The organism is Streptomyces sp. NPDC055506 (assembly GCF_053643595.1).
Window position 1 is genome coordinate 1 of the sequence record NZ_JBSHKH010000094.1, and the last position, 18,527, is coordinate 18,527.

General features: G+C 71.3%; 17 protein-coding genes. 10 read left to right on the forward strand and 7 right to left on the reverse strand.

Annotation, left to right across the window (positions count from 1 at the left end):
* The first annotated feature begins 170 nt into the window (after nucleotides 1-170).
* A complete protein-coding gene (locus tag ACWIF2_RS28660; protein ID WP_382490401.1) occupies nucleotides 171-443 on the forward strand; it encodes a hypothetical protein in 273 nt (90 codons plus the stop codon).
* Nucleotides 444-535: 92 nt separating this feature from the next.
* Here ACWIF2_RS28660 and ACWIF2_RS28665 read toward each other — a convergent pair whose 3' ends face one another.
* Nucleotides 536-1,291 (reverse strand): ferritin-like fold-containing protein, encoded by a 756-nt coding sequence (locus ACWIF2_RS28665; RefSeq protein WP_189723085.1) that lies wholly within the window; start codon nucleotides 1,289-1,291, stop codon nucleotides 536-538.
* Nucleotides 1,292-1,772: 481 nt separating this feature from the next.
* Here ACWIF2_RS28665 and ACWIF2_RS28670 point away from each other — a divergent pair, with 481 nt between their 5' ends.
* The gene (locus tag ACWIF2_RS28670) at nucleotides 1,773-4,589 is read left to right on the forward strand and encodes a DEAD/DEAH box helicase (protein WP_454363691.1); all 2,817 of its coding nucleotides are present in this window, start codon (nucleotides 1,773-1,775) and stop codon (nucleotides 4,587-4,589) included.
* A gap of 107 nt (nucleotides 4,590-4,696) precedes the next feature.
* The gene (locus tag ACWIF2_RS28675) at nucleotides 4,697-5,569 is read left to right on the forward strand and encodes an alpha/beta fold hydrolase (protein ID WP_454363692.1); all 873 of its coding nucleotides are present in this window, start codon (nucleotides 4,697-4,699) and stop codon (nucleotides 5,567-5,569) included.
* Here ACWIF2_RS28675 and ACWIF2_RS28680 read toward each other — a convergent pair.
* Nucleotides 5,566-6,459 carry an NYN domain-containing protein gene (locus ACWIF2_RS28680; protein ID WP_454363693.1) on the reverse strand — a complete coding sequence of 298 codons (894 nt, stop codon included), beginning with the start codon at nucleotides 6,457-6,459 and terminating at the stop codon, nucleotides 5,566-5,568. The two genes, ACWIF2_RS28675 and ACWIF2_RS28680, sit on opposite strands and share 4 nt — an antisense overlap.
* A gap of 205 nt (nucleotides 6,460-6,664) precedes the next feature.
* On the opposite strand from ACWIF2_RS28680, the gene ACWIF2_RS28685 reads away from it, so the two are divergent.
* Nucleotides 6,665-6,841: a hypothetical protein gene (locus tag ACWIF2_RS28685; RefSeq protein WP_454363716.1), complete on the forward strand. Its 177-nt coding sequence runs from the start codon at nucleotides 6,665-6,667 to the stop codon at nucleotides 6,839-6,841.
* Between the two features lie 133 nt (nucleotides 6,842-6,974).
* On the forward strand, nucleotides 6,975-9,032 hold the full coding sequence (locus ACWIF2_RS28690) for a trypsin-like serine peptidase (protein WP_454363694.1): 2,058 nt from the start codon (nucleotides 6,975-6,977) through the stop codon (nucleotides 9,030-9,032).
* Nucleotides 9,033-9,041: 9 nt separating this feature from the next.
* Here the strand turns inward: ACWIF2_RS28690 and ACWIF2_RS28695 are convergent, their stop codons facing one another.
* The 3 genes from ACWIF2_RS28695 to ACWIF2_RS28705 form a co-directional block, all read right to left on the reverse strand.
* A complete protein-coding gene (locus tag ACWIF2_RS28695; protein WP_454363695.1) occupies nucleotides 9,042-9,647 on the reverse strand; it encodes a MarC family protein in 606 nt (201 codons plus the stop codon).
* A 130-nt stretch (nucleotides 9,648-9,777) separates the two neighbouring features.
* On the reverse strand, nucleotides 9,778-10,638 hold the full coding sequence (locus tag ACWIF2_RS28700; RefSeq protein ID WP_454363696.1) for a PHP domain-containing protein: 861 nt from the start codon (nucleotides 10,636-10,638) through the stop codon (nucleotides 9,778-9,780).
* 216 nt (nucleotides 10,639-10,854) lie between these two features.
* The gene (locus ACWIF2_RS28705; RefSeq protein ID WP_454363697.1) at nucleotides 10,855-11,496 is read right to left on the reverse strand and encodes a DUF6758 family protein; all 642 of its coding nucleotides are present in this window, start codon (nucleotides 11,494-11,496) and stop codon (nucleotides 10,855-10,857) included.
* Nucleotides 11,497-11,655: 159 nt separating this feature from the next.
* On the opposite strand from ACWIF2_RS28705, the gene ACWIF2_RS28710 reads away from it, so the two are divergent.
* Nucleotides 11,656-12,879, forward strand: a complete 1,224-nt coding sequence (locus ACWIF2_RS28710; RefSeq protein ID WP_454363698.1) for an MFS transporter — start codon at nucleotides 11,656-11,658, stop codon at nucleotides 12,877-12,879.
* A 59-nt stretch (nucleotides 12,880-12,938) separates the two neighbouring features.
* Here ACWIF2_RS28710 and ACWIF2_RS28715 read toward each other — a convergent pair whose 3' ends face one another.
* Entirely contained in the window at nucleotides 12,939-13,523 is a 585-nt protein-coding gene (locus tag ACWIF2_RS28715; protein WP_405507307.1) for a suppressor of fused domain protein, read from the reverse strand.
* A 462-nt stretch (nucleotides 13,524-13,985) separates the two neighbouring features.
* On the opposite strand from ACWIF2_RS28715, the gene ACWIF2_RS28720 reads away from it, so the two are divergent.
* Both ACWIF2_RS28720 and ACWIF2_RS28725 read left to right on the forward strand, forming a co-directional pair.
* Entirely contained in the window at nucleotides 13,986-15,101 is a 1,116-nt protein-coding gene (locus tag ACWIF2_RS28720; protein WP_189723075.1) for a magnesium and cobalt transport protein CorA, read from the forward strand.
* A gap of 23 nt (nucleotides 15,102-15,124) precedes the next feature.
* Nucleotides 15,125-15,637 (forward strand): hypothetical protein, encoded by a 513-nt coding sequence (locus ACWIF2_RS28725; protein ID WP_454363699.1) that lies wholly within the window; start codon nucleotides 15,125-15,127, stop codon nucleotides 15,635-15,637.
* Between the two features lie 23 nt (nucleotides 15,638-15,660).
* Here the strand turns inward: ACWIF2_RS28725 and ACWIF2_RS28730 are convergent, their stop codons facing one another.
* Entirely contained in the window at nucleotides 15,661-16,416 is a 756-nt protein-coding gene (locus tag ACWIF2_RS28730; RefSeq protein WP_454363700.1) for a hypothetical protein, read from the reverse strand.
* Between the two features lie 225 nt (nucleotides 16,417-16,641).
* Here ACWIF2_RS28730 and ACWIF2_RS28735 point away from each other — a divergent pair, with 225 nt between their 5' ends.
* Nucleotides 16,642-17,925 carry a magnesium transporter MgtE N-terminal domain-containing protein gene (locus ACWIF2_RS28735; protein ID WP_454363701.1) on the forward strand — a complete coding sequence of 428 codons (1,284 nt, stop codon included), beginning with the start codon at nucleotides 16,642-16,644 and terminating at the stop codon, nucleotides 17,923-17,925.
* On the forward strand, nucleotides 17,915-18,514 hold the full coding sequence (locus ACWIF2_RS28740) for a DUF1003 domain-containing protein (protein WP_454363702.1): 600 nt from the start codon (nucleotides 17,915-17,917) through the stop codon (nucleotides 18,512-18,514). Before ACWIF2_RS28735 ends, ACWIF2_RS28740 begins: the two co-directional genes overlap by 11 nt.
* Nucleotides 18,515-18,527: the final 13 nt, after the last annotated feature.

The following is an 18,527-nucleotide window of genomic DNA, read 5'->3' on the forward strand; positions in this document are numbered from 1 at the left end:
GCCATCGGCCGTCCCGCCCCGCTCCTGTTCTCCGGGTCCCCGTGCGGCACCTGGGTTCCTCCACGGAGGGAGCACAGAGCACCCACAGAATGGGATTGGATTCCGCAGGTCAGGGGTAAGACGGGCTACGACCGATTTGGGCAGGCCGGCCATGTGGGAGGGACCCCGACATGCTCCTGGAAGCGTTGAGCTCCGCGATCCTCGGCCTGGCTCTGGCCTGGGCGGCCACCCAACGCCTGTCGCACCGGCTCCCGGCCCGCCCCCTGGTCCTGTCGACCGGAGTCGCCGGAGCCCTCTTCGGGGCGTTCGTCATGCACAGCGCGCTGGAGGCCGGGCATCTGCTGCTGGTCCTGCTCGGCGCGGTGATCGTCTCGGTGGCCTCGCTGTCGCTGCTGCTGCGCCCGACGGGACGCCACCTGCGCCGACGATCAGCCACGGCGTAGCCGTCAGGGGCGCGGGGAACTGCGCGACCAGCCACCGGCGGCCCGCAGCCTCCCGACACCCCTTGGCAGCGCCACCCCTGGCGGAGCGAGCGCTACGCGGCCAGGCCCAGCGCGGCCATCCGCTTGGTGTGGGCCTCGGTGATCCGGGAGAACATCTTGCCGACCTCGGCCAGGTCGAAGCCGTCGGCGACGCCGCCCACCAGCATGGTCGACAGGGCGTCCCGGTCGGCGACCACCCGCTGGGACTGCGACAGGGCCTCGCCCATCAGCCGCCGTGCCCACAGCGCGAGCCGTCCGCCCACGCGCGGATCGGCGTCGATGGCGGCACGCACCTTCTCCACGGCGAAGCCGCCGTGGCCGGTGTCGTCGAGCACGGCCAGCACCAGGTCGCGGGAGTCGGAGTCCAGGCGGGCGGCGACCTCCCGGTAGAAGTCGCTGGCGATGGAGTCGCCGACGTACGCCTTGACGAGTCCCTCCAGCCAGTCCGAGGGGGCCGTCTGCTTGTGGAACCCGTCGTAGGCGCCGACGAACGGCTCCATCGCCCGCGTCGGCTCCTCCCCGATCTCGGCGAGCCGGTCGCGCAGCCTCTCGAAGTGGTGGAACTCGGCCGACGCCATCTTCGCCAGCTCCGCCTTGTCCGCCAGCGTCGGTGCCAGTTTGGCGTCCTCCGCGAGCCGCTCGAACGCCGCCAGCTCCCCGTACGCGAGCGCGCCGAGCAGGTCCACGACAGCGGCGCGGTACTGCGGGTCGGCGGAGGCCGTCGCCCAGTCCCGGGCGGCGACTCCGGTGTGTTCGGCCGGGGTGGCGGTGGTGTCCGAGGCGTTCTCAGGCTTGTCAGAGCTCGTCATGAAGCGCACAATAGCCCGCCCGCCGGGAGGCGTAAGGCCCTGGTCAATCACTGTGACAACGGCTACGTGACCAAATCGGCCATCGCATGTGCGGGATTCCGGGGTATGGTGGTAATGCGCCTGCTGGTACTTCGACGTACCTCGACAGGCCGCACGTATGAGGATGCCCGGTCGGTGGCCCGATCGGCTCCGACCCGACAGACCTCCGCGTCCGTACGGCACTGTGCGTACGGAGCCCGGAGGGACACCCTCAGCGGTACGAGCGCTAGAGCGTCGACAGTGGTCCCGTGCCCAACGGCACCGCCGCAAGGCCGCCGACGTCCCCGGCACGGTCCGTACACGACCCCCGCGCTCGCCTCGCACCGCCCCACACAGAAGAGGCAGCACCCTGACTACGACGTTCCGAGAGCTCGGAATCCTCCCCGAGACCGCCGAGGCCCTTGAGGCCGTCGGCATCACGACCCCCTTCCCCATCCAGGAGATGACGCTGCCCGTGGCCCTTTCGGGCACGGACGTCATCGGCCAGGCCAAGACCGGCACCGGCAAGACGCTGGGCTTCGGCCTCCCGCTCCTCGAGCGCGTCACCGTCCCCGCCGATGTCGAGGCCGGACGCGCCAAGCCCGAGGACCTCACCGACACCCCGCAGGCGCTCGTCGTCGTCCCCACGCGCGAGCTGTGCCAGCAGGTGACCAACGACCTCCTGACGGCCGGCAAGGCCCGTAACGTCCGCGTGACGGCGATCTACGGCGGCCGGGCCTACGAGCCCCAGGTCGAGGCCCTGAAGAAGGGCGTCGATGTGGTCATCGGCACCCCGGGCCGGCTGCTCGACCTCGCCGGGCAGAAGAAGCTGAACCTGAAGCACGTCAAGTGCCTGGTCCTCGACGAGGCCGACGAGATGCTCGACCTGGGCTTCCTGCCCGACGTCGAGAAGATCATCAACATGCTTCCGGTCCGGCGCCAGACGATGCTGTTCTCGGCCACCATGCCGGGCGCGGTCATCGGCCTGGCCCGCCGCTACATGTCGCAGCCCACGCACATCCGCGCCACGACGCCGGACGACGCGGGCGCGACGGTCGCGAACACCAAGCAGTTCATCTACCGCGCGCACAACATGGACAAGCCCGAGATGGTCGCGCGCATCCTGCAGGCCGACGGCCGCGGGCTGGCGATGGTCTTCTGCCGGACGAAGCGGACGGCGGCGGATCTCGCCGACCAGCTGAAGCAGCGCGGCTTCGCCTCCGGCGCGGTCCACGGCGACCTCGGCCAGGGCGCCCGCGAGCAGGCCCTGCGCGCCTTCCGCAACGGCAAGGTGGACGTGCTCGTCTGCACCGACGTCGCCGCCCGCGGCATCGACGTCGAGGGTGTGACCCACGTCATCAACTACCAGTCGCCTGAAGAGGAGAAGACGTATCTGCACCGCATCGGCCGTACGGGCCGCGCGGGCGCGAAGGGTACGGCGATCACCCTCGTCGACTGGGACGACATCCCGCGCTGGCAGCTGATCAACAAGGCGCTGGAGCTGAGCTTCAACGACCCGCCGGAGACGTACTCCACGTCCCCGCACCTCTTCTCCGACCTCGGCATCCCCGAGGGCACGAAGGGCGTCCTGCCGCGCTCGGAGCGCACGCGCGCCGGGCTGGACGCGGAGGAGCTGGAGGACCTGGGCGAGCCGGGCGGCCGGGCGCCGCGCGGGCGCGGCGGCCGGAACGGCCGCGGCGGGCGGGACGAGTCCCGGCCGGCCGAGCGCGAGCGTTCCGAGCGCACTCCGCGACGCCGCCGCCGTACGCGCGGCGGAGCGGCGCCGGCCGGGGCGCCGGAGTCCGTCGGCACCACCGCACCGGAGACCACGGCCGCCGGCGGCAGCACCGCCGAGGCGGACGCCGTCACGGCTCCGCGCACCCCGCGTCGTCGCCGCCGCACCCGCGGTGGCGCCCCGGCCGAGGCGGCGCCGGTCACGGCTGTCGAGTCGGCACCGTCCGAGCAGGCGGAGAACGCCGTGGCGACGGCGGAGGGCACCAGCGCGGAGACGCCCGAGGCGGCGAAGCCGCGCCGGCGCCGCACGCGCCGGTCGGAGACGCCGGTGGAGACGCCGGTGGCGGAGACCGAGGCCGTGGTGACGCCGTCGGCCACGGAGTCCGCGGCCGTCGCGAATGATGCCCCGGTGACCGCACAGCCCGAGGCTTCCGCCACCAAGCCGCGCCGCCGCACCCGCAAGAGCACGGCGGCGGCAGCGGCCGAGTCGGCGGTCGACACGGCCGAGGGAACCACCGAGTCCGTCGCGGAGCCGACGGAGACGAAGCCGCGGCGCACCCGTAAGACGGCGGCGAAGGCCGAGGCCCCCGCCGAGCAGGCCGAGGCCACGGAGCCCAAGCCGCGCCGCACGCGCAAGACCGCGGCAGCGGCCGAAGCCGCCGTGGACACGGCCGAGGCCGCCGAGGCGAAGCCGAAGCGGACGCGCAAGGCGACGGCTGCGGCGGAAGCCGCTGTCGACACGGCCGAAGCCGCTGAGACCAAGCCGCGTCGTACCCGCAAGGCCGCGGCAGCGGCCGAAGCTCCCGCCGACACGGCCGAGGCCGCGGAGACCAAGCCGCGTCGTACCCGCAAGACCGCAGCCGCGGCCGAAGCCGCCGTCGATGTGGCCGAGGCCGTCGAGGCCAAGCCGCGTCGTACGCGCAAGTCCGTGGCAACGGCCGAGGCCGCCGTCGACACCGCGGAGGGCACGGAGGCCAAGCCGCGCCGCCGCACCCGCAAGGCCACCGAGACCGCCGGGGCAGTCGAGACCGTCGCCGCCGGGATCCCGGCCCAGACGGCTCAGGAGCCCGAGGCCGTCGAGGCCAAGCCGCGGCGTGCCCGCAAGGCCGCGCCCAAGGCCGAGGCGAGCGTCGACACGGCCGAGGCGACCGAGGCGAAGCCGCGCCGTACGCGGAAGACCGCTGTCGCGGCTCCGGAGGGCGAGGCCGCCGAGGCCAAGCCGCGCCGCACGCGGAAGACCGCCGCGGCGGCCGAGGCCGCCGTCGACACGGCCGAGGGCGCGGAGGCCAAGCCGCGCCGCCGCACCCGCAAGACAGCCGCCGAGGCGGTCGAGGCAGCCGGGACCGTCACCGCCGGGATCCCGGCCCAGACGGCCCAGGAGCCCGAGACCGTCGAGGCCAAGCCGCGCCGCACGCGGAAGACGGCCGCTGCTGCCGCCACGGCCTCCGCCGATGGCACCGCCTCCGCCGATGGCGCGGCCGAGGCGAAGCCCAAGGCCCGCCGCACCCGCAAGGCCACGGCCACCGCGGAGCCCTCGGAGGGCTGACACCCGCCCGACGGCCCGGTCCCACTCAGGTGGGGCCGGGCCGTCGGCGTTCCCGCGGGCGCAAGCCAACCCACCGGAGACCGCACCTCACCCGCTACCCTCACCCCGTGAGCAGGCACGCCACCTTCACCCCGCCCCCGGGCGCCCGCGCATATCCCCTGCGCACGGCCCGCGGTGAGTTCGCCGTCGTCGACTCGTCGCCGAAGGCGGGTGCGCGGGTCAGGGGAGTCGTCCTGATGCTGCCCGGATTCACCGGGAGCAAGGAGGACTTCAGCCTGCTCCACGAGCCGCTCGGAGAGCGTGGGTACCGGGTCGTCGCCGTGGACGGACGGGGTCAGCACGAGTCGGACGGGCCGGTGTCCGACGAATCCGCCTACGCCCAGCGGGAACTGGCCCGGGATGTGCTCGCGCAGGCCGCGGCGGTCGGCGTTCCCCTGCACCTCGTCGGGCACTCGTTCGGCGGGCAGATCGCCCGTGCGGCCGTACTGCTCGACCACGCCCCCTTCCTCTCCCTCACCCTGGTCTCGTCCGGCCCGGCGGAGATCTCCGTCTCACAGCAGCAGCGCGTGAAACTGCTGCGGGACGCGCTCGCCGTCATGTCGATGGAGGAGGTCTGGGAGGCGATCCAGGCCATGGGGCCGCCGGAGGAGGTCGGCGGGCCCGCGCGCGGCATCGGCGACCAGGACCAGTTGCGGCGGCGCTGGCTGGGCAACAAGCCGGCCCAACTGCGCGCGACCGGACGCCAGCTGTGCACCGAGCCGGACCGCGTCACCGAACTCGCCGCCGTACCGCTGCCGTTCCACGTCCTGTCGGGGGCACACGACGACACCTGGCCGGTGGCGATCCTCGACGACATGGCCCTGCGGCTGAAGGCGCACCGCACGGTCATCACGGGAGCCGAGCACTCCCCCAACGCCGACCGGCCCCTGCCGATGGCCCGCGCCCTCGCCGACTTCTGGGACAGCGCCCGGACGGTCTAGAACTGCGCCCGCAGATGCTCCCAGAAGCCGTCCCGCAGGGCGCGCCGCAGGTCGGCCTGCCCGCGCAGCGAGTACTGCAACAGGCCCTCCGCCTCCACGAGCAGGTCCTGGTCGACCGAACCGGGCAGATAGGGGTGCCCGTGCAGCAGCTCCCCCAGCGTCTCCCGGCCGCGTGCCGCCAGCCATTTCGCCGCGATCTGGGCTCCGACGAACCGTACGTCCTCGCGGGTCGGCCGGCCCGTGGTCGCCTCGTAGGCGGCGGCCGTGCGGCGGGAGACGTACGGCTTGAAGAAGTCGAGGTCGAGGGTGCGCTGGCTGTCGACCTCCCACAGCAGGGGCTCCGCCTGGTTGCGGCCCTCCGGCGCCTCGATGCCCCACAGGTGGACCCGGGCGCCGTAGCCTTGCGCCGCCTCCACCGCCGACACCAGGTCCTCGTCACCGCCGAGCAGGGCCGCGTCGCTGATGGCACGGTGCCGGGCGAGTGACTCCAGGTCGGAGCGGATCAGCGAGTCGACACCCTTCTGCTGGTTGTTGGCGTTCAGATTGCCCAGGCGCACCTTCACGTCCGGCAGCTCCGCGATGGTCTGCTGCTCCGCCGTGTGGATGCGGCGGCGGGCACCGTCGTACCAGTAGACCCGCAGCAGCCTGCTGTCCGCGAAGATCGTGCGGGCTTTGTCAATGAGCGCGTCGATCAGGCCCTCGGCGTCCAGATCGAAGGCGCGGCGGTCCTCGGTACCGGCGACGAGGCGTCCCGCGGCCGCGTAGAGATACCCGGCATCGACGAAGATCGCATGGGTCGAGGGTGTCTTCGCCACCTCGGCGAGCATGCGCCGGAGCAGCTCGTTGGTGCTGTCGATGCGGGCGCTCAGGGCCGCGAGGTCGTCGTTCATCACTTCCATTGTCCTGGCGGTCACACTGCGAACACAACTGGTCCCGGTCGGTCCCGTAACGACACTCTTACGGCTCAGTAATTAGCCGTTCGAAAAATTTCCTTAGCGTAGGGAATGTTTGAACCATGCAGTCCTGTTGACCCATACGGAACACCGGGCACCGAAGCCTCGTGGGCCGCCACACCGAGTAGTTCTCCTCAGGAGGATGACCAGACGAAGGGAGAAGCCCTTGCGCTTCGAAATCATGCACCTCGACGATGTCGACGGCACGCCCGTGGACACGACCGTCGTGGACGCCGCCTCCGTCAACCGGATCGTTCAGCAGGCCGCCGCCACCGGGCAGCGCCTCTGGATCCGCCCGGCCGGGACCCCGGCCTCATAACGCGCGCAGCTCTCCCACACTTCGGAGCCCCCGCCCGGCATCGGCCGTGCGGGGGCTCCGCTGTTGCGGACCACTGTGGCCGGGGGCGTACTGGCTGAGGGGCCGAGCGACAGCGAACAGGACGGTGGGACGCATGTCCGTGACGGGCCGGTCGAACGGGGAGCTGCGGGAACAGGCGGCGGCCGAGGCCGCACGGCGATACGAGGACTCCACCGCGGAGCGTGAGCGGGTCGAGGGACGGCTGGCGGCCGGCGTGCGGTTCCCGGACGCCCCGGACGCCCTCGCCGTCCGCGCCGGCCGGATCCTGGAGCAGGGCGGTCTGTCGCCCTCGGCGGTCGTGGCGGACATCCACGGCGAGGCCATGGACCTGCCCGACGCCAACGAACGCATCATCGATCTGTCCAACGAGCTCCAGGCCTGGAGCTTCCTGCCCAGAGGTGTCAGGGCCGGGGCCTCGGTCGCCCGGATCACCCTGCGCCGCGACGGCCGTGAGCTTCCGCACGGCACCGGATTCATGGTGTCGCCGCGGCTGATGATGACCAACCACCACGTGCTGCCCGACGAGGGCTTCGCCCGCCGCTGCTTCGCCGAGTTCAACGCCCAGGTCACGGTCGACAACGTGCCCGACACCGCCGTCCGCATGGAACTCGACCCGGGGGCCTTCTTCGCCGCGGACAGCCGGCTGGACTTCGCCCTGGTCGCGGTCACGCCCGCCCCGGACGGCCGCCCGCCCGGCGAGATCTTCGGCTGGAACCGGCTCAGTGTGCGGCTCGGCAAGCTGGTGCTCGGCGAGAAGGTGAACATCATCGGTCACCCGGACGGCCGCCTCAAGGAAATCGTTCTGCGCGACAACGCGGTGCTCGTACGGCTCGACGACTTCGTCCACTACCGAACCGACACGCGCCCCGGCAACTCCGGCTCCCCCGTCTTCAACGACCAGTGGGAGGTCGTGGCCCTGCATCACAGCGGCGTGCCGAAGAAGGACGACCAGGGCCGCGTCCTGCGGAAGGACGGAAAGCCCTGGCGCCAGGGCGACGGCGACGACGCGATCGAGTGGGTCGCCAACGAGGGCGTCCGCATCAGCTCGATCCTCAAGCACCTGTCCCGGCTGGACCTCGCACCCGGGCCCCGCGCCCTGCTGACGGAGATGGGCCCGGACTCGGGCCTGGACCAGAGCACGGCCCCGCTCCCCTCGGCGGCGGTGCCCGGCGTCACGCCCCCGCCGGTCTCCGTCGCTCCGGTCACGGAGAGCGGGACGGACGCCGGTAAACCCAAGGCCGGACGCCCGGCCCGGAACACCGCCTTCGGCGGCCGCAGGCACCTGGTCTTCCTGCACGGCAGGGACCAGCACAAGAAGCAGCCGGACGACCTCCGCAGGACCTGGACATCCGGCCTGAACCGCGGCCTCACCCTCGCGTCCCTGCCCCCGATCGACCCGCAGGACGTGTGGTTCCCCTTCTACGGCACGAGACTGCACAACCTCGTGACCGGCAGGGAGAGCACGGCCGAGGCCATCGGCCTGGACGAGATGAGCGCCGCCGCTGCCGCCGAGGTCTTCGCCGCGGAGTCGCCCACCGGCTCCTACGAGCGGCTGATCTACGAGGCGGCCGCCCGGGCCGGCATGCCCCAGGACGGTCCGGCGGCCACGGAGGGCTTCGGGGCAGGACTGGTCGGCGCACTGCACCGGCCGCTGAGCTGGCTCGCCGCCCGGTCGGACGTGGACGAGTGGACCATCGCCACATTCCTGCGGGACGTCGACCTGTACCTCGGCGACAGCGCCGTGCGGCAGTCCGTGCTGGACAGCGTCCTGGAGACCATGCCCGCCAACGGCGAACTGGTGCTGGTCACGCACAGCCTGGGCACGGTCGTCGGCCTGGACCTGCTGACCCGGCTCCCGGACGGCCTCGACCCGGTCCTGCTCGTCACCGCGGGCAGCCCGCTCGGCCTGGACGGCGTCAACGAACGGCTCCTCGCCCACGGCCCGCACCGGCCGCCCCGGGTACGTGACTGGGTCAACGTCTGGTGCCCCACCGACGGGGTGGCCATCGGCTGCCCGCTGGAGGACGAGCGCTGGGGCAAGCTCACCCAGCTCGCCGTCTCCAACGGCCGCGACCGTGCGCACGACATCGACGAGTACCTCGCCCACCCGGGCGCGGCCGGTGCGATCGGCTCGGTGCTCGGCCGGGCCTGACGCGCCCCGTCAGCTCCCCTGGATCACCTGCGTGACGCCGTTGATGATCTGCTGCACGGCGATCGCGGAGAGCATCATGCCCGCGAGCCGTGTCACCAGGACCACACCGCCGTCCTTGATGATCCGGATGATCACCAGCGAGTAGCGCATCACCAGCCACAGCACGACATGGATGGCGAGGATCGCCGCCCACACGGAGACCTGAGCGGCGGCGGTGTGCGCCTTCTGCACGGCGAGGATGACCGACACGATCGCCCCCGGCCCGGCCAGCAGCGGCATGCCCAGCGGCACGAGGGCGACGTTGACGTCCTTGGTCTGCTTCGGCTCGTCGGTCTTCCCGGTGAGCAGATCGAGCGCGATCAGCAGAAGCAGCAGTCCGCCCGCGATCATCAACGCGGGCACGGAGACATGCAGGTAGTCGAGGATCTGATGCCCGAGCAGCCCGAACACGGTGATCACACCACCGGCGACACAGACGGCCTGAAAGGCCATCCGCTTCTGCACCTTGGCGGGCCGGCCGGCGGTGAGCGCGAGGAAGATCGGGGTGATCCCGGGGGGATCCATGATGACGAAGAGGGTGAGGAAGAGGGAGCCGAAGACGGCGAGTTCGAACATGGGTGTGATGGCCTTGCAGGGTTGATGAGACACACGGTTGCCGCAGTGGGCAGGCGTTCCGTGGTGGAGGAACGGGTGGGCACAGCGGACAACGCCGAGTGCCTGAAAACGGACCTGCAGAACAGGAACCTCAGACAGCTCCGCCGGCCCCCGGCACCGGAAACGCCCCGAAGGCCCGCCGAGTGATCTCCCCGTACACCTCGGGATCCGTCGTGTACTCCCCGAGCACGCATGTCTTCCGGCTGCCGTGATAGTCACTGGACCCGGTCACCAGGAGCCCCAGCTCCTTCGCCAGCCCCCGCAACCGCGCCCGCGTGTCCGCGTCGTGGTCCATGTGGTCGACCTCGATGCCGTCCAGCCCGGCCGCGGCCATCTCGGCGATCGCCGCCTCCGGCACCGTACGCCCCCGCTTGCTCGCCCCGGGATGCGCGAACACCGTGACCCCGCCCGCGCCCTTGACCAGCCGGATCGCCTCGAAGGGGTCGGTCTCGTGCTTCTCGACGTAGGCCCGGCCGCCATCGGCCAGCCAGTCCTCGCTGAAGGCGTCGTTCACGGTCGGCACGACACCCAGCTCGACGAGCGCGCTCGCCACGTGCGGACGCCCGACGGACCCGTCACCGGCGATCCGCAGCACCTGCTCCCAGGTCACGGGCACGCCCAGTCCCTGAAGCTTGGCGATCATGCCCTGCGCCCTGGGCACCCGGTCGTCCCGGACCAGCTCGCGCTCGGCGAGCAGCGCCGGCTCCTCGGCGTCGAAGAGGTAGGCCAGCATGTGCATGCTGATGCCGTCGAGCCGGCAGGAGAGCTCGGCCCCGGTGACCAGCGTCAGCCCCTCGGGCAGCCCGGCCCTCGCCTCGGCGTGCCCGCGGGTGGTGTCGTGATCGGTGAGCGCGACGACGTCCAGCCCGGCCGCGGCGGCCTTGCGCACCAGCTCGGCCGGGGTGTCCGTGCCGTCGGAAGCGGTGGAGTGGGTGTGCAGATCGATACGCACGACGCGGACTCCAGACACTGACGGGACGAACAGGGCTGCTCAAGGATAACCGGATTTTCAACGACCGCTGTCACACCCGAATCCGGTAAGCACCCCCTACACCAAGGCTCTCCAAGGGGCGCGGGACTGTGTTGATGTGCGGCTCCGCCGCGTGGGCGCGACCAGCCCCCACCGATCCGCAGCCGCCCGCCGACCAAGCCCCCACCCCCACAGGCGCTACGGCTGAAGCAAGCGCGGCGAGAGGGCCCCGCACGGCACCAGCTCCACCTCCGCCCCCGCGTCCCGCACATCCGCGAGCACCAGCTCGTCGTACATCAGCAACCCCGACTGCTCCGGCCACACGACCGCCCACAGCCACATCCCGAGCGCCTCGCCGGCGAACACCGCGCGGTCGTCCGGCGCCCCGGTCACATGCCACAGCGGCGTCGGCCGCCCCGCGGCGAGCACCTTGGCCTGGGCCGGCTTCTCGACGTTCATGTACGGCCCCGGGTCCGGGCCGTCGATACCCGCGTACCGCGCGCCGAGACCGACACCCAGCTCCTCGGCCACCAGGATCAGCTCGCCCATCCCGCCGAGCGGCCCGGGTCCCGTGCAGGCCACGGCCGTGGCGCGGCCACCCGTACGGTCGTCCCCCGCGCAGGCCACACCCGTGAACAGCCAGCCGACCGGCAGCGGCCAGGGCATCCACACCGGCACCTGAGTCCGGTGCACCACGACGTTGAGGGCATCGACGCTGGGCGGTATCACAGGCTGCACCGGATGGACGGTGCCGTGCACATCGCACTGCCAGGAGTCGGAGAAGAGGCCGGGAGCCCTGACCCGGCCACCGCACTTCGGGCAACTGGGTTCGCCCCTCATAGGGCCCCACGGTCCTACCCCCGCCCCGCCGCGTCAAGGACGATCACCCAACCGGACGGAACCCTTCACCCCCGCACTAGATGTAGCTTGCATTAGTTAGCATGGCTAACTTAGTATGTGTATATACCAACTACCTCGTCTCGGGAAAGGGAGCACGCAATGGACCCCTTCGACGCCGGAACGGGCGGCCTCCTCAAGCAGCCCAAGTCCGTGTGGGCGACCGCCGGAGCGTCGGTCGTCGCCTTCATGGGCATCGGACTCGTCGACCCGATCCTGCCGTCCATCGCCTCGGGCCTGAACGCCTCGGCCAGCCAGGTCTCCCTGCTGTTCACCTCGTACTTCCTCATCACCGCGATCGCGATGCTGGTCACGGGCTTCGTCTCCAGCCGCATCGGCGGCAGGAAGACCCTGCTGCTCGGCCTCGCCCTGGTCGTGGTCTTCGCGGGACTGTCGGGCACCTCCGGATCCGTCGGCGAACTGGTCGGATTCCGGGCCGGCTGGGGGCTCGGCAACGCGCTGTTCGTCTCGACGGCCCTCGCGGTCATCGTCGGAGCGGCGGCGGGCGGCAGCGCTGCGGCGATCCTGCTGTACGAGTCGGCCCTCGGCCTCGGCATGGCCTGCGGTCCGCTGCTGGGCGCCCTGCTCGGCGACGCCAGCTGGCGCTACCCGTTCTTCGGTACGGCCTTCCTGATGGCCGTCGGCTTCCTGTGCATCGCGGTATTCCTGAGGGAGCAGCCGAAGCCCGCCCGCAAGACCTCGCTCCTGGACCCGGTCAAGGCCCTCGGCCACGGCGGCCTCGCCTCGGCCGCGGTCTCGGCGTTCTTCTACAACTACACGTTCTTCACCGTGCTGGCCTTCACCCCGTTCGTGCTGGACATGAGCCCGTACCGGTCGGGTGCGGTGTTCTTCGCCTGGGGTGTACTGCTCGCCGTGTTCTCGGTGATCGTGGCCCCGCGCCTGCAGAGGCGGTTCGGCTCGCTGAGGGTCCTCGGCGGTTCACTGGTGCTGCTCGCGGCCGACGTGCTCGTGCTCGGCTACGGCGACCACACCACGGCCGTCGTCTGCACGATCCTGTCCGGCGCCTTCATCGGCGTGAACAACACCGTCTACACCGAGCTGGCACTCGGCGTCTCGGACGCGCCCCGGCCGGTGGCGAGCGCGGGCTACAACTTCGTGCGCTGGTTCGCGGCGGCGGCCGCCCCGTTCTTCGCACCGAAGATCGAGGAGTGGACCGATCTCCACATCCCGTTCGTGGTGGCCGCCGTCACGGCCGTACTGGGCGCGCTCGTCGTGGTCGTACGCCGGAAGGCCCTCACCCACGAGGCCGAGGAGCTGGAGCCGAGGCACGCGACCGAGGACGGCGTCGCCGTCTTCGCCAACTGAGTCGACTGGGCCAACTGACGCTTTTCGGCCATGGGTTGGTGAGGTTCCTCACTCAGGCCTCACTCCAGCGGGACGGACTTCCGGGACGGATCCCGGAGGTCCGTCCCCTGGTTCAGCCACCGCTCCTGGAGCGCCTGGGCGCCGTGCACGCGCTTCCAGGCGGCCTCGTTCGGAGTCATCGGCAGCAGCGGCAGGAACCGTACGGGGTCGAGGGGTTCGTCGAGCTCCAGGTCCTCGACCAGACCGCCCGGTTCGGCTACCAGGACCGAGGTGAAGGGGGCTCCGGGCCACAGCGGCTCGCCGACGTCCAGGGAGGCACCTGGGGCCACGATCAGGCCCTCCACCTGCGGGGACGCGGCGAGTACGGCGAGCGGGCGGAGCACCTTGTCCGTCTCGGCGAGCCCGGCCCGCACCGACAGGACCAGCTCCGCGCGCGGCCCCTTGACCGGATCGGCGACCGCCGCCGTGGGCTCCGTCATGGGCTGCGCGGACATGCCGAGCGTGGCGTAGCGGGCGATGCCGCCCTCCTGGAAACGCAGCACCTCGATGCGGTCCGTACCGAGGAACGTCACTGCCGCGCGCGCGTCCGGTTCGCCCAGCGCGGTGCGCAACCGGGCCTCGACCAGAGGAAGAACATCAGCCATGCGGTGAGCATAGAACTCGTCAGTAGCGGGCAAAGGAGCACCTTGACAGTTTTCTCGGCTGCTACTCTTGCCCGGTGGTTCGGGGCAGCACGCAGAAGCGTCGCGATCAAGCCCCGACGCCGATGGAACTCCCTTACGAGGGACCGGCCGGAGGAGGTGGGGCTGCAATGGATCGAAGTCGACCGTGCAGTAGCACCACGCTCTCCCGCCGCTGATGTAGCTGCTCTGTCTCTCTGGCCGGCCGCCACCTCTCGCACTCGCTTCACCGCGGAAGAGCGCTTCGTTTCGTTTTTCCTGATCTGCCTCAGTAGCTGAATCAGTAACGAAGCCCGCCACCGCGACGGTGCGGTGCTCCCCGCTTTGTGGACGTGCCAAACATCAGCAGTCACTACGTCCTCATTCCGGGTAGTTCCACCCGTCGCCGCCGGCGCCTTTCGTTGCCCTCTCGCGAAGGAGCCCGCCATGTCGATGATTCGCGACCTGCGCGCCGTGGTCCGTCCGTCCCGCGTCTCGCTGCGCAAGGACAGTGGCACTTACGACGCCACCCGCAGCCCGGCGACGGCCACCGCCGTCGTCGACTGCGCCATCTACCGCGACGGCCGCCGCGTCGAGACCGAGACCCCGCTGACCCCGCACGAGGCGGTGCGCCTGGTGCGCCGCGACGGGGGCTTCGTGTGGATCGGCCTGCACGAGCCGACCGAGGCCGAATTCTCCGGCATCGCCAGTGAGTTCGGACTGCACCCGCTGGCCGTGGAGGACGCCGTCCAGGCCCACCAGCGGCCCAAGCTGGAGCGCTACGACGACTCGCTCTTCACGGTCTTCAAGACCATCCACTACGTCGAGCACGACCAGCTCGACGCCAACAGCGAGGTCGTCGAGTCCGGCGAGGTCATGTGCTTCACCGGACGGGACTTCTTCATCACCGTCCGGCACGGCGGCCAGGGCTCCCTGCGCGCCCTCAGGCACCGCCTCCAGGACGACCCCGAGCTGCTGGCCAAGGGCCCCTCGGCCGTGCTGCACGCCATCGCCGACCACGTCGTAGACGGCTACATCGCGGTCGCCGACGCGGTGCAGGACGACATCGACGAGGTGGAGACCGAGGTGTTCTCCCCGGGGCGCAAGGGCTCGCCGCGCGGTTCGGACGCCGGCCGGATCTACCAACTCAAGCGCGAGGTGCTGGAGTTCAAGCGGGCCGTGTCGCCGCTGCTGCGGCCCATGCAGCTGCTGAGCGAGCGGCCGATGCGGCTGATCGACCCGGACATCCAGAAGTACTTCCGGGACGTCGCCGACCACCTGGCCCGGGTCCAGGAGCAGGTCCTCGGCTTCGACGAGCTGCTCAACTCCATCCTCCAGGCCAACCTCGCGCAGGCGTCCGTGGCGCAGAACGAGGACATGCGGAAGATCACCTCCTGGGCGGCCATCATCGCCGTACCGACCATGGTCTGTGGCGTCTACGGCATGAACTTCGACCACATGCCGGAACTGCACTGGCGGTACGGCTACCCGGTGATCATGGGCATCACCGTGGTCATCTGCCTGGGCATCCACCGCACACTGAAGCGGAACGGATGGCTGTGAGCAGCCTGGATAGGCTGGGTCCCATGACAAGCGAGCTGCTCGGCCAGGCCCTCGTCGAGGAGGCCACCAAGAAGTCCGGCCTCGTCTGGGTCCAGGGCCCGGACGGCCCGGCGCGTGCGCTCTGGCACGTGTGGCACGAGGGTGCCGCGTGCCTGATCGGCGACGGACCCGGCGAGCAGCCGCTGCCGGGGCTCGCCGACGGGGGCGAGGCCCGGGTGACGGTCCGCAGCAAGGACAAGGGCGGCCGGCTGGTCTCCTGGACGGCCCGGGTCACCGAGCTCGCGCCGGGCTCCGAGGCGTGGGACGCGACGGTCGCCGAGCTCAAGGGCAAACGGCTGAACGCGCCCGACGGCGAGGCCATGACCGGCCGCTGGGCCCGCGAGTGCCGGGTGCTGCGCCTGGAACCGACCGGGACGACGGCGCCGCTGCCCGACGGCTCCCTGTCCGAGCCGCCCCTGCCGTCCCCGGCGATCACCCGCCGGCCGATTCCGGCGGGGCTGCACCGCCTGCTGCTGAAGAAACGCAAACGCCAGTAGCGGCCGGACGCGCGTAGCACTCGCTACGACGTCGGCAGCTGCCGGCCGTAGTCCACCGTCTCGTTCTTCTCCGGCTCCCTGAGGGAGAAGTCCTCTCCCCAGGCGGAGAACGTGAGGGTGCCCGCGCCGCCGGCCCGCTCCAGGCGCAGCGGATACGGCTTGCCCTCGAGGGAGACCTCCAGGGCGCCGCCGGAACCCTTGTCGCCCGTGATGCGGATGGTGCGGACGCCCGCCTGCTCCTCGTGGCCGTCCGTCGCGAGTGTGCCGTGCAGGGTCAGCAGACCGTCGAGGAGGACTCCCTTGTCCGTGAAACCGCTGAACTTCTTGTACGCGGGGTCGCCCTGCGGCACCTTCACGAACTTGCCGCCGAGCTTGGAGGCCGCGGCCGCGTCCCCCTCGCCCTTTCCGCCCTGGCCGTCACCGTGACTCCAGAACTCGGCGTCGGCCTTGACGAAGAGCTGCTCGCCGAGGCGCAGCAGCTGGAAGGTCGTCCCCTCGGTGGTGACCGAGCCCTCGCCGCCGTCGGCCTTCAGACGCATGTCGAGCGCGTACGTCTTCTCGCCGCTGACGACGCTGCCGTGCACCCGGACCGCCCCGGCGGACTCGGCGGCCGTGCGGGTCTTGCCCTGGATCTTCCCGGCGGGCAGTCTGCCGACCCCGTTGGTGCCCTCGTTGGGATCCTCCGCGCAGCCGGTGAGCACCGTCCCCGTCACGAGCAGTGCGCACATCGCGCTCGTGAGTACGGCACTACGGCTTCGGCCGTGGCGAATCGGAGTCACAGGTGGAGCTGCCTCTCTGCGGGGAGACCTGAACGGCGTACCGCAGGGTACCGGGCACGTGCGGGCAGGTCGGAGCCAGTCCGTCCGGACCGCCCGCCGACGCACCGCCGATCGGGACGGGCTAGCCTGAAGCCCACCCGAGCGGGCAATTCGGAACAGACAGATACACAGGCAGGCACAGAGACAGGCACCAGGAACCACCCCGCACGAAAAGGAGCCGCGGCCATGGCAGCGGGCGCCCCCCGGATCTTCGTATCGCACCTCTCCGGTGTCGCCGTCTTCGACCCTGCGGGCGACCAGGTGGGGCGGGTGCGCGATCTGGTCGTCATGCTGCGGGTGGGGCAGCGGCCGCCGAGGCTGCTCGGCCTCGTCGTCGAACTCGCCACCCGCCGCCGCATCTTCCTGCCCATGACCCGGGTCACCGCCATCCAGTCGGGTCAGGTCATCACCACCGGCGTGCTCAACGTCCGGCGCTTCGAGCAGCGGCCCACCGAGCGGCTGGTCTTCGGGGAGCTGCTGGACCGGCGCGTGACGCTCACCGAGACCGGCGAGGACGTCACCGTCCTCGACCTGTCGGTGCATCAGCTGCCGGCCCGCCGGGAGTGGGAGATCGACCGGGTCTTCGTCCGCAAGGGCAGAAAGGGCAGCGCCTTCCGGCGGGCCAAGGGCGAGGCGCTGACCGTCGAGTGGACCGCCGTCACCGGCTTCTCCCTGGAGGAGCAGGGGCAGGGCGCCGAGAACCTGCTCGCCACGTTCGAGCAGCTGCGCGCCGCCGACCTGGCCAACGTCCTGCACCACCTCTCCCCCAAGCGCCGGGCCGAGGTCGCCGCCGCCCTCGACGACGACCGGCTGGCCGACGTGCTGGAGGAGCTCCCGGAGGACGACCAGATCGAGATCCTCGGCAAGCTGAAGGAGGAGCGCGCCGCCGACGTCCTGGAGGCCATGGACCCGGACGACGCGGCCGACCTGCTGGGCGAGCTGCCGACGGACGAGCAGGAGCGGCTGCTGAATCTGATGCAGCCCGGCGACGCGGCCGACATGCGGCGCCTGATGTCGTACGAGGAACGCACGGCGGGCGGTCTGATGACCACCGAGCCGATCGTGCTGCGCCCGGACGCCTCCGTCGCCGACGCCCTCGCCCGCATCCGCGAGCCCGACCTCTCCCCCGCCCTCGCCGCCCAGGTCTACGTCTGCCGGCCACCGGACGAGACACCGACCGGCAAGTACCTGGGCACGGTCCACTTCCAGCGGCTGCTGCGCGAGCCACCGCCCTCGCTGGTCAGCTCGATCGTGGACAGCGACCTGCAACCGCTGGACCCCGAGGCGGACCTGCCGGCCATCGCCGGGTTCTTCGCCACGTACGACATGGTCGCGGCGCCCGTAGTCGACGAGGCGGGGGCGCTGCTGGGCGCGGTGACCGTGGACGACGTCCTCGACCACATGCTGCCCGAGGACTGGCGGGAGACGGAGTTCCATCTGGACGAGGAGGTGCCGACCGATGGTTCCTGAGCGCGAGACCCCGCGCGAGCGCACGCCGGCCGGCGCCACGGCCGCGAGCCGGCCCCGCGCGACCCGGCTCGACCAGCCCGGCGTGCCCAGGCGCCGGTTCCTGCCCGAGTACGACCCGGAGGCCTTCGGGCGCCTTTCGGAACGCATCGCGCGCTTCCTGGGCACGGGCCGGTTCCTGGTCTGGATGACGGCCGTCATCATCCTGTGGGTGGCCTGGAACAGCCTCGCCCCGCGTGACCTGCGCTTCGACGAGTACCCGTTCATCTTCCTGACCCTGATGCTGTCGCTCCAGGCCTCCTACGCCGCTCCGCTGATCCTGCTCGCGCAGAACCGGCAGGACGACCGTGACCGGGTCAATCTGGAGCAGGACCGCAAGCAGAACGAGCGGTCGATCGCGGACACCGAGTACCTGACCCGCGAGGTCGCCGCCCTGCGGATCGGCCTGGGCGAGGTCGCCACCCGCGACTGGATCCGCTCGGAGCTCCAGGACATGGTGAAGGAGATGGAGGAGCGGCAGAACGGCCACCGCCACGACCCTGTCGTATTCCCGGCGGAACGGTCACGCGGACGTGACGCAGACGACCGCTGACAGGCTTTCCTAC